10 protein-coding genes are annotated in these 13,506 nt (G+C 38.3%); 5 read left to right on the top strand and 5 right to left on the bottom strand.

All coding sequences use genetic code 11. The features are described 5' to 3' along the window. Position 1: 1 nt before the first annotated feature. The 3 genes from QNH48_RS14020 (at position 2) to QNH48_RS14010 (ending at position 4,397) form a co-directional block, all read left to right on the top strand. A complete protein-coding gene (locus tag QNH48_RS14020) occupies positions 2 to 1,006 on the top strand; it encodes a sensor histidine kinase (protein ID WP_283955456.1) in 1,005 nt (334 codons plus the stop codon). Positions 1,007 to 1,140: 134 nt separating this feature from the next. Continuing rightward, on the top strand, positions 1,141 to 1,824 hold the full coding sequence (locus QNH48_RS14015) for an ABC transporter ATP-binding protein (protein WP_283955455.1): 684 nt from the start codon (positions 1,141 to 1,143) through the stop codon (positions 1,822 to 1,824). Further along, positions 1,821 to 4,397 (top strand): ABC transporter permease, encoded by a 2,577-nt coding sequence (locus QNH48_RS14010; RefSeq protein WP_283955454.1) that lies wholly within the window; start codon positions 1,821 to 1,823, stop codon positions 4,395 to 4,397. The genes QNH48_RS14015 and QNH48_RS14010 overlap by 4 nt, the downstream gene beginning before the upstream one ends. Positions 4,398 to 4,606: 209 nt before the next feature. Here QNH48_RS14010 and QNH48_RS14005 read toward each other — a convergent pair whose 3' ends face one another. Then, positions 4,607 to 5,086, bottom strand: a complete 480-nt coding sequence (locus QNH48_RS14005) for a hypothetical protein (protein WP_283955453.1) — start codon at positions 5,084 to 5,086, stop codon at positions 4,607 to 4,609. Between the two features lie 951 nt (positions 5,087 to 6,037). Here QNH48_RS14005 and QNH48_RS14000 point away from each other — a divergent pair. After that, the gene (locus QNH48_RS14000) at positions 6,038 to 9,070 is read left to right on the top strand and encodes an efflux RND transporter permease subunit (RefSeq protein WP_283955452.1); all 3,033 of its coding nucleotides are present in this window, start codon (positions 6,038 to 6,040) and stop codon (positions 9,068 to 9,070) included. A 297-nt stretch (positions 9,071 to 9,367) separates the two neighbouring features. On the opposite strand, the gene QNH48_RS13995 is transcribed toward QNH48_RS14000, so the two are convergent. Further along, on the bottom strand, positions 9,368 to 9,712 hold the full coding sequence (locus QNH48_RS13995) for an avidin-fold protein (protein WP_179292717.1): 345 nt from the start codon (positions 9,710 to 9,712) through the stop codon (positions 9,368 to 9,370). A 682-nt stretch (positions 9,713 to 10,394) separates the two neighbouring features. Between QNH48_RS13995 and QNH48_RS13990 the strand changes: the two genes are divergently transcribed. Beyond that, a complete protein-coding gene (locus tag QNH48_RS13990) occupies positions 10,395 to 11,630 on the top strand; it encodes an IS110 family RNA-guided transposase (protein ID WP_283955451.1) in 1,236 nt (411 codons plus the stop codon). A gap of 164 nt (positions 11,631 to 11,794) precedes the next feature. On the opposite strand, the gene QNH48_RS13985 is transcribed toward QNH48_RS13990, so the two are convergent. The 3 genes from QNH48_RS13985 to QNH48_RS13975 all read right to left on the bottom strand — a co-directional run bounded on the left by QNH48_RS13985 (position 11,795) and on the right by QNH48_RS13975 (position 13,489). Next, complete coding sequence (locus QNH48_RS13985; RefSeq protein WP_283955450.1) at positions 11,795 to 12,289, bottom strand: DinB family protein; 495 nt, start codon at positions 12,287 to 12,289, stop codon at positions 11,795 to 11,797. Between the two features lie 126 nt (positions 12,290 to 12,415). Beyond that, positions 12,416 to 12,931, bottom strand: coding sequence for a GNAT family N-acetyltransferase (locus tag QNH48_RS13980; protein WP_283955449.1), 516 nt, complete (start codon positions 12,929 to 12,931; stop codon positions 12,416 to 12,418). Positions 12,932 to 13,042: 111 nt separating this feature from the next. After that, on the bottom strand, positions 13,043 to 13,489 hold the full coding sequence (locus tag QNH48_RS13975; RefSeq protein WP_283955448.1) for a GyrI-like domain-containing protein: 447 nt from the start codon (positions 13,487 to 13,489) through the stop codon (positions 13,043 to 13,045). Positions 13,490 to 13,506: the final 17 nt, after the last annotated feature.

The following is a 13,506-nucleotide window of genomic DNA, read 5'->3' as shown; positions in this document are numbered from 1 at the left end:
GTTGCTTCGTAATCGAGAAGTTCGAATCCTCCTCACCCTTCTTCTTTCGATAAGTGTCATCGGATTTACGGTTGCGGCCCTATTCGTATCAATGCTTGCGGCCGGTTTGATGCTGGGAGTATCGATTTTACTGATTAGCAGCAGCTTGATTTTCACGAAATGGCGTTACCGTGAAATTGAAAGACTATCAGGCTATTTAAAACAAATTAGCAGCGGCGACTTCCATTTAGACGTCCGTGATAATTCAGAAGGTGAGCTGAGCCTCTTAAAAAGTGATATTTATAAAATGACAAGAATTCTTTATCAGCAGGGAGCCGTTTTACATGAAGATAAAGCAAAACTGACTAATGCTATTTCAGATATCTCTCACCAAATAAAAACACCTCTTACCTCGATGATTGTCATGGCTGATTTGTTAGGTGACAAACGATTGGAGGATGGAAAACGAGCAGAATTCACTCGGAATCTTCAAGTACAGCTCGAACGTATGGAATGGCTGGTTTCTTCCTTATTAAAGCTTTCGAAAATCGATGCCGGTACGGCTTTCTTTAAAAAGGAAAAGGTCCTGGTCGCTCCCCTCATTCAAGCTGCCACAGGTCCGCTATTGATTCCCATGGATATTAAAATGCAAACTATAAAGATCGATGGAAATGAGCATGCAGCCTTTATTGGTGACTTTAATTGGACTACAGAAGCACTCATCAATATCATCAAAAACGGTGTCGAGCACACGTCCGAAGGCGGCGAAATCTTCATCAAATTTTCCGAGAATGCTTTATTTACGGAAATCACTATTTCGGACAACGGGAAAGGCATCGCAAAGGATGACCTTCCTTACATATTCCGACGGTTTTACAAAGGGAAAAATGCGGGTGACGATAGCGTCGGTATCGGACTCGCTATGGCGAATAGCATCATCACTAGTCAACATGGCGATATCGAAGTGAAGAGTCAACCCGGAGTTGGCACCAGTTTTCAGATAAAGTTTTACAAGCAGGTAATTTAGATTGCCTGCTTCTTTTTATTTTCATGGACCTACTCTCCTTCCTAAGGTGAATAAATTGTCACTTAAGAGTCACTTTAAAGTCATATTGACTCGATATACTAACCTCAAGACAATGAAATAATGGAGGTTTTCTTATGAATATAGTAGAAGTAAAAAATCTTTCAAAGGTGTATGGCAAAGGTGAAACTGCGGTTAATGCGCTTGATAATGTATCCTTTTCGGTGAAAAAAGGCGAATTTGTTTGCATTATCGGGCCGTCTGGTTCGGGAAAATCAACGCTGCTTCATTTACTCGGTGGAGTTGACCGGCCCACGAGCGGAAAGGTCCTCATTGATCAAACCGATATTTATAATTTAAATGAAACACAACTGGCGATTTTTAGACGCAGGCAAATCGGCTTGATTTATCAATTTTATAATTTGATTCCCATCTTAACAGTGGAAGAAAATATCACTCTGCCTATGCTCTTGGATGAGCAAAAGGTGGATCCCAGCCATTTTAAAAGAGTTGTTGACATTTTAGGTTTGAACCCACGACTTTCCCACCTGCCCAACCAGCTTTCAGGCGGCCAGCAGCAACGCGTCTCGATTGGACGAGCGTTGATCAGCAATCCTGCAATCATGCTTGCCGATGAGCCGACAGGCAATCTCGATAGTAAAAATAGTAAGGACATTATGGAACTGCTCAAGATGTTTAACAAAACCTACAATCAGACACTGATTGTCATTACCCATGATGAGCGTATCGCCCTTCAAGCAGACCGCATTATTTCCATTGAAGATGGCAAGGTCGCCAAGGATGAGGTGCTTCGTCCATGAACATTATCCATAAAGTCACGATAAGGCATTTGAAAGAGAACAAACGCCGATCACTTGTAACGATAATTGGTGTCATTATTTCGGTGGCGATGATCACCGCGGTTACCACGCTTGGTTATTCCTTTTTAGACCTACTGATTCGCCAGAATATCGCCAAACATGGAGAATGGCATGTTCAGTATAAAGATGTCACCTTAGACCAAATCGAAGCCATTGAAAAGGACATCGAAACGAAAACCATGGTCCTCTCGAGCGATGGCTATGCGTCTCTAGTAGAATCAGAAAATCAGAATAAACCATATTTATTTTTTCAAAACTACAATGCAGCGGGTATGAAGCAATTTCCAATGGAAGTGATTGAGGGAAGACTTCCTCACAATGAAAACGAGATTGCAATTTCAGAAGCGGTTATCAAAAATGCAAGGGTCGATTACAAAATCGGGGACCAACTCACGGTAGATATCGGTGAGCGTTGGAACAAAGCAAACGGAAAGTTACTAACGCAGAATAACGCTCTCGAACGGGACGAAGACACGCTCATTGAAGAGCTGCGAACCAACGAAACCAAAACCCTAACCATTGTCGGGACGATTGAACGCCCTTCTTGGGAACCGACATGGTCACCTGGTTACACCGTGATTGGCTATATCGACGAAACATCCGTAAGGAAAATCGATACCGTCGATGCTTTTGTGGTGCTAACGGAAATAGACCGTTCCCTCTATAAAAAAGCAAAAAGCTTGGCTGCTACACAGGGAATCGAGGCAGTAAATTTTAATAGTGAATTGCTTCGTTACTATGGAGTAACGAATAATGTTCAATTACACAAGACCCTTTATTCCTTAGCTGCTATCATTATGAGCGTCATCATCATTGGCTCCGTGGCTTTGATTTATAATGCCTTCTCGATTAGTGTATCCGAGCGGACAAGACATTTAGGGATGCTTTCAAGCGTTGGAGCAACCAAAAAGCAAAAGCGAAATTCTGTCTTTTTTGAAGGATCCGTGATTGGAGCGATTAGTATTCCGATTGGGATTCTTGCCGGTCTAGCGGGGCTTGGAATCACCTTTGTTTTTATCAACCGAAATTTAGAAGTGGCAATTGGGGTTTCCGAGAAGCTTGCTTTAATAGTCACACCTGCTTCGATTCTCATTGCCTGCGGGATTTCGATTTTGACAATTTTTATCTCTACCTATATCCCTGCGCAAAGGGCTTCAAAGGTTTCAGCAATTGATGCGATCCGACAAACCCATGAAATCAAGTTAACGGGGAAAACCGTGAAAACTTCAAAGCTTGTCCGAAAAATCTTTGGGCTTGAAGCCGAAATTGGGTTGAAGAATGTCAAAAGGAATAAGAAGAAGTACTTGGCAACCGTGTTTTCTCTGGTGATTAGCATTGTCCTGTTCTTATCTGTCACCTATTTTACCGACAATTTGAAGAAATCTCTGACCATGTCGCAATCTGATTTGAAGTATGATATACAAATTTTCAGCACCCAAGTGGAGAAGGAAGACTTGACCGACTACACAAAGCTCGATCATGTCACCAAATCGATCGTCATCGAGGAAGCTAATTTAGAGGCAAAGCTCGATCCGGAAGAAGTACCAGCTCAACTGAAAAATCAACTACACGCTGAAGATGGAAAGTTTCATTATTATGTGATGCTACATGGGTTGGATCAAAAAGGTTTTGAAGCCTATGCAAAAGAAGTCGGCGTCGATGTGGAAGGTTTTACGAAACAAGAAACACCAAAAGCCATTATCATTGACCAAATTACCTATGAGGATGGCGGAACGGGAAAATTTATCGAAACAAAATCGATTGAGTCAGAGGTTGGGAAGAAAATCGACTTATTGACGATGCCTATAGGGGATATGGAAAATGAACAACCGGAACTAGAAGTAGTTGGCAGCGTGGAAATTGGCGCACTAACTTCCAAAGTGCCAATGGGCATTGAAACTGTTGCGGTCGGCGGTGTTAACCTTATCCTCCCACATGCCACAATGGATTCCTTGTTATCGAAAACTGAAATAGAGGTGACTCCTTATGTGTACCTCAATAGTTCAGACCCAATGGCCACCCAAACGGCAATTGAAGACCGAAAAGATTCGAACATACATGTATTCAATGTCTACCAGCAGCGACAACAAGATGAACAGTTGATTATGCTCATGTCGGTATTTACCTATGGGTTCATCACGCTGATTTCCTTCATCTCGATCGCCAACATCTTTAATACCATCTCAACCAGCATTTCACTCAGAAAACGGGAATTTGCAATGCTGCGATCGGTGGGCATGACCCCAAAAGGATTTAACAAAATGGTCCAATATGAAAGTATATTTTATGGAGTGAATGCCCTACTCTACGGACTGCCCATCAGTGTCCTCGTTATGTTTGGCATTCACCGCTCCGCTGGATTCACCTTTGAATACGGATTTCAGCTTCCCTGGATGAGCATTCTATTTGTTATAGTTGTAATTTTCCTAATTGTAGGTTCGGCCATGCTCTATTCGATTTCAAAAATAAAAAATGAAAACATCATCGAGAGCCTAAAGCAGGAAAATATATAAAGGAACACGCGGTTAGCTGAGGCTAATCGCGTTTATTTTTGTTGATATTCCCTCTGTTACTTGGACCTTCCTCTCAAATCAAAGGAAAAACGTCACTCCTAGATTATTTATTTATATTCCAATTAATTATTTACCAGTAATTTAGGGATATGAGCCACGGAGGGTTTCTCATGGTGGAATAAAAAAGCCATCAGAACCGTCCCCACGTTCTACGATTCCTCAAGAAACCTTTCCCACTGTTCATACAAGGTAGAAGCTGTCTCATAGTCTTCGTAGTCTAATGACAGACCTTCCTGTAATTTCTCTTTTAAACGAGAGCACATTCCTTCCCATCCCTCTAAGCTTTCGTGATCGACCACGTTTGATAACCTCAGTTTCGTTCTATTCCAATTTGAATAGAGGATATTACACCATTCCAATAAATCCAATCGGTATTGGTTAAGTTCCTCCGTATCGATATATTGGTCAGATTCAATCTCCATCTCGTCTTGAAAAGCATTTGTTTCCAAATATTCTTCCTCGATTTGGATTTGTTCCTCCGTTTCGAAACGATTTACAGAATCGACTTCAATCTCTTCTTGATAAGCATTTGATTCTCTATATAGCAGTTCCAATTGTTCACATAAACTTTTAGCTGTTTCATGACACCATTCCAACAAATCTTCACGGTATTGATTTTGTCTATTCATTTTGATCCATTCCCCCACCCAGGTTGTTTATTCTTATCATTCTTATTTACAAATGAAATGGTTATTTCTCTTATATAAATAACCACAATCTCATACTATGTTCCACGATTGTCCCAGGATTAGACTATGACCCATTGACAACACATGACACCACTCAAGATGATCTCCATACAAGTTGTTATACGAAAATGGAGTATAATCGACTATTCTTTACCCGGAATTTTAATAAAAAAATTTACAGAACCTTAACATCTACAAAGCAGCCTCTTAACAATGATTTATTATTCTATTATCAGTGGGGATAGCATGTGTGGCTATCATGGTATTTGGCGTAGGTGGAGCCGTTACTTGAAAATTAATCGTACATAGACAATAAAGTCCATTAAAAGGAGTGTTCTACTTGAAAAAACAATTCGTTCAGTACAAGGGTAAGAAATATATTCTTCTTCACCGATACTCCTCAGATTATTGTGAAATCCAAGATTCATATTCTCATTACAATATTCTCCTAGTTCACTACTCCGAACTTTCTTTAATGAAAAATTATTAGCCACTGTTGATCATTTGAAGCGTCTTAGTAACGCTTCTTTTTCCTTTATTCGGATATAATGCTTTTACTTCAAACATGACTGGCCCAAGGTATTGCAAACCCTTCTTTAACATCCAGCTTTTTTGGTAGCATTCCGTAAGACTTAAGTCGTAGAAAAAATTCAGTCTCCTCAAATCAGGGCAAATATGGGATATTTAGGTAGCACGAGCAAAGATGACACTATAGTAAAAAGCACAATTTATTTTTATTGAAAAAAGGCGGTGTTGGTCAAAGTTATCATCTGATTTTATGAAGAGATTGTAAATTACTTGAAATTTTATGGTAAATAACGGAAATTTTTAAAAAATTGTGTTACGATTCTACTTGGACTTTATATCTATTTCAAAGGGGAGATTTTACCTATGTCAGTTTTCACGAAATGGGCTTTTCAGAACAAAGCCGCCGTCTCATTGATAACGGTATTAGTATTAATCATTGGGATTGTTAGTTATTTTAGATTACCCATGGAGTTTTTGCCGTCAGCAGACAATCCGCAAGTAACTATTATTACGCTGGGCCAAGGAACCGATTCAAAAACAATGGAAAATGATGTCACTTCTCCAATCGAGCGGGCGGTTACCGGGATTAAAGGAAAAAACTCGGTTTATTCCACAACGGGAGACGGCTTTTCAAAGGTTGATTTATTTTTTGAAGCTGGTTCCGATATGAAACAGGCTAAATTAGATGTTCAAGAGGCTTTATCGAATGTGCCATTACCAGCTAACATATCAAAGCCAATTATTTCGCAGCTAAATACCTCCATGATTCCCATATCCAACATCGCGGTAACCTTTAAAGATGGCCTCACCACAGAAAACCTAGAATTAATAAAAGAAAAAATTGAACCACTGTACAAAGATATTGACGGTGTTTCCCAGGTTCAAACTTATGGTTTGGTTGATCCTGTTATCTCAGTAAAGATTGACAATCAAAAGTTAGCACAAAACCAGATATCTCTTCAGAGTGTACTGGGAATTCTTCAAGGCCAAAACACCGCTCTTGCCATCGGTGAAAAGAATATTGACGGAAAAACAAGCAATATTAAGGTGATTGGCGACTTATCGAGTCTCGAAAAACTAAAAAGCCTGCCAGTCGCTCCAAATGTAACGCTTGAGGATATCTCCTCAATTGAGGAAACAAAACAATCCAATTTTCTTAACCGTTTTGACGGAAAGGAAGCATTAAGCATCAGTATTACGAAGGACAGCCATTCAAATGCAGTAACCATAAGTAAAGAAATCGAAAAAGTAACAAAGGAAATTAACAAAAAATACGATTCACAAGAATCTACGATCTATGTCGCCTCAGCTGATATGGTTGAAACATCGGTTCAAACGATGATGAAAGAAGTCCTTCTTGGCGCATTATTTGCTACTATTGTGATTATGATATTTTTACGGAATATCCGAACAACGTTTATTACGATTGTTTCCATCCCGCTATCCCTATGTTTTACCTTGTTCTTACTGTCACGTTCCGGGGTAACGTTAAATATCTTAACCCTCGGCGGAGTTGCGGTTGCCGTTGGGCGGCTTGTGGACGACAGTATCGTGGTCATTGAAAATATTTACCGTAAAATGCAAACAGAGAAATTCTCCGTTCAAATGGTGATTGATGCAACGAAACAAGTGGGTGTTGCGATTACGGCCTCTACGTTAACAACGGTCGCGGTTTTCTTGCCAATGAGTTTATTAAATGGAGGACTTCAAGAATTTCTCTTACCATTTGCCTTAACGGTTACCTATTCCCTTCTCGCCTCGCTTTTGGTTGCATTAACCTTGGTACCGTTGATGAGTGCAGGATTGTTGAAAAATACCAAACTTCCGGAACATAAACCCGCAGTGCGCTTTCCAAAAGCGGTCAAATGGTCTTTGAATCATAAATGGATTGTGTTTACGATTTCTATCCTTTTGTTTGCTGGATCGATTGGTGCTTATTTTGTTGTACCGAAGGGTGCCGTTGACAATTCTTCTGCCGACTTTGTTTCAGCGACCTTGAAATATCCAAATGAAACACCTTTTGAAACGGTCAAAGAAAAGGCAATACAGCTTGAAAATTCGATCTCTGAAATGGATGAAGTTGAATATGTTTTTAACCAAGTCGGGTCTTCAGCTGATTTCGCTCAATTTGGCCAAATCGGTTCCCCAACCGAGGCGGTCATCAGCATACTATTAAAAGATAAAGATGATACAGATAAGGTTTTAAAAGAAATTGAAAAGAAAAAAGACGACTATGAGGATGCTGTATTAGAAGTTTCCACTGCTTCGTTTATGATGGGGGGAGCTGGCACCACGATTACGATCGATGTGATTGGTGAGGATATCAATCAGCTGGAACAAACCGCAAACAATATTAAAGAAAAAGTATCGGAAATTGACGGTGTTGAAAAGGTAACAACGAATCAGGATGAAAAGAAAACTGTCTACTCTTTAGTAGTAGATCCTGCAAAAGGCAATACACAGCAAATTGCACAGCAGCTCGGTGTCTTGTTAAATCAAACACCAATTGGTTCGATTATGTTAAATGAAAAACAAACGACCGTTGTTCTTGAACCTTTACTTAACACAAAAACAGAAGACGACTTGAAAAATATTTCCATTATGACCGAAAGTGGAATGGTTCCCGTTTCTGAGGTGGCAGCCTTAAAAGTGGCTGAGAGCTCAACCAGCCAATTCCATAAAGATGGAGAAACCTACCTTCGTGTCATAGCGTCCGTCGATCCTGCTAAGCTCTCTGAAATTTCAACCAAGATTAATTTAGAAATATTCGGTGACAAAAAAGATAATAAAGGAATGGATTTCCCAGAAGATGTAGAAGTTCTTGTTGGTGGAGCAAGTGCCCAGCAAATGGAGGATTTTACGGACCTTTTCTTAACAATGCTTGTTTCCATCGGAATTGTGTTCTTAATTATGGTCATTACATTTAAGTCGATTAAAGCGCCAATTGCGATCTTAACGTCCCTCCCTCTAGCAGCCATCGGTGCGATTTTAGGAATCTTAATCAGCCGGATTTCCGTTGATATCACCGCCCTGCTTGGAGCGCTTATGCTGATAGGAATTGTTGTAACCAATGCGATTGTTTTAATTGATCGTGTTAGACAAAATGAAGAAAAAATGAGTATTCGCGAAGCGATTGTGGAAGCGACGGCTACCAGAATGAGGCCGATTATGATGACTGCCATCGCAACGATATGTGCGATGATTCCACTCTTGTTTAAAGCATCTCAGACCGGAAGCTTGGTATCTCAAAGCTTGGCCGTTGTCGTGATTGGCGGGCTGGCGCTTGCTACCCTATTGACGTTGATCGTCATCCCATGTGTGTATGAATTATTGTATTTTAAAAAATCAAAGAAACAAAGAATGTCAGAATCAACAGAACAACCTATTCAAATGTAGTCTTCAATAAAAAGCAGAATACCTGCAAAAGTGAATTTATTTTGCAGGATTTCTGCTTTTCGATGATTGCTCTTAATTTTGTAGTCTAAAAACGGCATGTGCCAAGCATAAAGGCCTCCGTTTTGAGATGCTTTTCTAAAATAAGTACAGAAACGGTATTCGTTTTGACATCGTTATTGGGATATAAAAAAGCAAAACCCTCAATAATTGGTGAGTTTCTTTATTAGGAATACCTAAACCTTATTAACTTAAGCCCCCCGTTAATATAGTAGGGATAATTTAGTACGTTCAATAGTTTTAAATGATAATTTCCTCAATAATTGAATTTCCCTCAGTAGCTTCAGAATCAAGCCATTTCCAATTTTCATATAACCTAAGTCGCCCATCTGGTAAGATTTCAGGAGTAGATATACATTGTCCACCTCTAATTTCATTTTTGTTGTTAACGTGGTTATACCTAAACTCTAAGCAACCGTCATCCTTTATTACTCCAATCAATGTTCCTTTTACAATTTCCCCTCCACTGTAAGTTGCTGAGATGATATGTCCCTCTTGTGTGTAATCAAAAATAGTCTTTGAAGAAACTTCACCATTATCCGTATTTTCAATCGAAACAAAGCTACGACCATTAAGATCTATCATTTTTCACTTCCCCTTTACCCTATTTTTTTTAAAATTATACCATTTTTTCTTGATACAGATAGGTAAGGGTTTGAGGTTATCGCTCCCTTTTCCCCCTGTTATTTCTATGTATCGCAGGTATAGACCCGTACATTCAGAAGTTCGTCAGCTTAACCTGCTACGGTAAATTCTCACGCCTTTTCGCCGAGCTTATAACACTATCATTCTTACTAAATCAAGTGCTATTCGACTAAGTTAGAACCCTTCAGGGGCGTTACCCTATCATTTGATTCTTTGATATAATCCTTCAGTTCCGACAGGAACTGTCTAGCCTTTACCAGAGAAATGTGACCATCCTCCATTTAAGCGAGAAACATTTCGCACAGCTAACTGCCCCGTAAGCACATTAAAAAAAGGCTGCCACAGCAACCTGATTTTAAAGTAAAGCACCCTTCGTATTATAAGGTCAGCCAGATATTTCTGGTTGACCATTTTTTATATGGTTTTATTATAACTGTAGCCGGGGTAGAACGTAAGCACCCGTGGGACTCGATCCCGTCAGCTAAACAGTTCCCCCCCTACTTGTAGAAACATGTTTGAGGCTGGTTGGGACTAAGATCTCGTATAACAAGCGAAGCTATGATACTGCAAGATGGAATTAGGGGTACCGGTGATTTTATATATTAGAGGAGGAGATTTAAAAATGAATCCAGTCGTTGGTCTGGATATAGCAAAAGGCGAAAGTCAGGTTCAAGCTTTCTTGGATAAGAAAAAACCTTACAAAAGTAGTTTTAAAGTATCACATACTCTAGAGGGATTAGATATTTTACATCAATTTCTTAGAGAAATTGAGAACTTAACAGGAGTTAAACCTCCAATTGTTCTTGAAGCTACAGGGCATTATCATACTCCCGTTGTTCAGTATTTTGAGGACAGAGATTATTTATTAATTATAATCAATCCTCTTATCTCTTATCGTGCAAAGAGCTCGAGTTTACGGAAAGTAAAAACAGATAAAATCGATGCTTATCATCTCTGTGAATTGTACTATAAAGAGGATTTGGAGCCCTATAAAAAACGAGGAATTCACCTCTTAAACCTTCGTAATCTAACACGCCAACACGAAAACTTAACTGAAATATTTGTACAAGCTAAGCTGCAGTTTCAAGCTGTTCTAGATCAGGTTTTTCCTGAGTATAAAGGTGTTTTTGGGGACTTATATTCAGTTGTTTCTTTACTAACTCTACTAGAATATCCTACATCTAACGATGTCTTAGAAGCTGGTGAAGAAACGATAGCAACTAGAATAAAGGAAAACTGTAATAGTCGTTCTCGTAAGTGGGCGGCTACAAAGGCAAAGGAACTGATATCTGCAGCAGCTCAGAATCCTTTTCAGAAAACCTTATACCAGAGCCATATTTTGACGCTAAAAATGTATATCAATATGCTTTTAGAATACCAAAAGCACCTATCTGCGTTTCAAGCTGAGATAGATGCTTTAGCAAAAGAACTTATAGAATATAAGATTATCCAATCAATCCCTGGTATCGGAGAAAAAATCGCGGCAACGATTATTTCCGAAATTGGTGAGATTGTTCGGTTTAATCACCCTAAAAAACTTGTAGTATTTGCCGGAATTGACCCTAGTATCTTTGAATCAGGAAGGTTCAAAGGAACAGTGAACAGAATAACAAAAAGAGGGTCTAGCAGGCTTAGGCGTGCCTTATATTTAGCCGTTAAATGTGCCATTCGTGATTGTCGAAAAAAGAAAACAACTAAAGATATCATCCCACGCAACAAGAGGTTACGAGAGTTCTATGATAAGAAACGGGAAGAAGGAAAGCCTTATAAAGTAGCTGTAATAGCCTGTGCAAATAAGCTTTTACAATGGATCTATGCACTATTAAAAAGCAACTCAACCTTCCAAGATATAGCTTAAATAATAAATAAAACTAAAAAATACATAACCTTCCAAAAGTAGAATTTAGGAAGGTTATTTGGCATGCACATTTTAGTATAGCATGAGAAATTTAATTTTTTATTGAAAAATATTGACAAACTATTAGCTGGTTTAGTTCAAGTATGCGCTAGTGCAACTTTTATTTATTCATCTTTTCCTGCATCTATTTTCCAGCTATTTTGCAACTTCCGGATATAAATGATCTGACCAATGTGATATGCGTTATGAGTTGCCACATTTCCGAGTATTGCCCACCATTTCACGTGTCCAGGAAAACCATTAACTTCACTCTCAACTTTTTCTTCAGATAATAACTCTTGCCAACGTAAAAGCACCTCTAAAAGTTGTTTCTTTAAGTCAGCAAAAGTATGATTTTCAGGAATAATAAAGCTGTTATTATTATTTCCTATGGAAGGCACAGCATCAACGTGAGATTTTTGGTACCTTGTTTGCCATGTTTGATTCCAATATAGTAGATGTTGCACAATTTCAGCAATACTCTTACTTTCTTCGTTTGGCTTCCAAAATGCATGTTCCTCAGACAATCTTTCTACTGAATCTGAAAATGGTAGGTACCAACTAGGGTCATTGGCATTTGCCAACAACTGATCCGATAAAACCTCTTTTGCATGAACCATAACCAACACTCCTAATTTTTATTTACTGTTTTTTCTATATATTTATACAACCTCAACTTTATTATATTCTACATAGTATATTGATTGTCCTGTTCTTATTAAACTGCTTCGTTACTTGAAGAATTTTTAATTCTTTTTTATACACATTTGATATTTACTGTGTCCATCTGTTAAACCAACAAGTTCAAATTTATTATCCTTATAAAAGCTATTTAACTTTATATTATCCGCAACACAATCTAATTTAAGATATTCTTGATCACTTACATTGTTCTGTATCCAAGTCAGAATACTTCTACCCATACCTTTCTTCATAAATGTAGGAATAATTGCAAGTCTATGTAAGTAAAGCGATTTAGAGGAAATATCGTCTCCCCAAATATCCCTATCCCATTCACTTTGTTTAGATAAAAGTGTAAATGTAGCCACAATATCGTTATCTTTCAAAACAATATACGTTTCTTGATTAGATATGGCTTGTTCAATCTCTTCATCATCACCACCATCTAATAGAAAACTCCATTGGTTTATTTCATTATCTTTCATCCATAGAGCTATCTGTTTTAACATTTTAATAATATTACTACTATCCTCATTCGTAGCAATTTTTATATTAAAACCTTCAACGAAATCCAAGTTCATTTTTTATCTCCTAATAGATTATCTCATTTTCCTATTTATTCCACGTTTAAATACAACAAACTACTTCGACATACCTGACCGTTTATTGAAGAAGATTTTTGATTTGTACTTTTAACCTTGAATTGGTAAATAAATCTGTACTTCTTCATCTCCTTCCCCCATAGGGTGATATGTCTCGATAATATAAGAATCTAAATCTCTTTGATAACCTTGTTCTTCTGCCCAATTCAATAAATTCAAATGAAGTTCTCCCAAATTAGATATATTCCCTCTTGTAGTTATGTAACTTTTATTCGTTTTAATATACTCCATTCCTGTTGGCACTTCATTTAATTTCTCACTCACAATTAATCCTACATAATAATGACCAATCCTATGCTTCTCATCCTTTTTAGGCTCAAATAATGCTATTTCGGTCTCTGTTGGATTTAGGATTTCGTTTGAGCGACTTAATAGTTGCTTTGCAAGCAAGGGTACTTCATTACCAAAGTTAACAAACTCCCCACTACCTTTTAATCCAACAAGTTTAAATTCTTTTTTTACCATCATAAACGACATATTAACCTCTCCTATTC

The organism is Neobacillus sp. YX16, from assembly GCF_030123505.1.
Taxonomy (GTDB): domain Bacteria; phylum Bacillota; class Bacilli; order Bacillales; family Cytobacillaceae; genus Neobacillus.
Note: the sequence above shows the minus strand (reverse complement) of the source record. Positions and strands in the feature narration are given on the sequence as shown.

What these genes read in the sequence shown, in the direction of transcription:
- QNH48_RS14000 (WP_283955452.1), top strand. Translation starts at nt 6,038, where the DNA reads ATGTCAGTTTTCACGAAATGGGCTTTTCAGAACAAAGCCGCCGTCTCA.
- QNH48_RS14015 (WP_283955455.1), top strand. Translation starts at nt 1,141, where the DNA reads ATGAATATAGTAGAAGTAAAAAATCTTTCAAAGGTGTATGGCAAAGGT.
- QNH48_RS14005 (WP_283955453.1), bottom strand. Translation starts at nt 5,086, where the DNA reads ATGAATAGACAAAATCAATACCGTGAAGATTTGTTGGAATGGTGTCAT.
- QNH48_RS13975 (WP_283955448.1), bottom strand. Translation starts at nt 13,489, where the DNA reads ATGTCGTTTATGATGGTAAAAAAAGAATTTAAACTTGTTGGATTAAAA.
- QNH48_RS13980 (WP_283955449.1), bottom strand. Translation starts at nt 12,931, where the DNA reads ATGAACTTGGATTTCGTTGAAGGTTTTAATATAAAAATTGCTACGAAT.
- QNH48_RS13985 (WP_283955450.1), bottom strand. Translation starts at nt 12,289, where the DNA reads ATGGTTCATGCAAAAGAGGTTTTATCGGATCAGTTGTTGGCAAATGCC.
- QNH48_RS13990 (WP_283955451.1), top strand. Translation starts at nt 10,395, where the DNA reads ATGAATCCAGTCGTTGGTCTGGATATAGCAAAAGGCGAAAGTCAGGTT.
- QNH48_RS14010 (WP_283955454.1), top strand. Translation starts at nt 1,821, where the DNA reads ATGAACATTATCCATAAAGTCACGATAAGGCATTTGAAAGAGAACAAA.
- QNH48_RS13995 (WP_179292717.1), bottom strand. Translation starts at nt 9,712, where the DNA reads ATGATAGATCTTAATGGTCGTAGCTTTGTTTCGATTGAAAATACGGAT.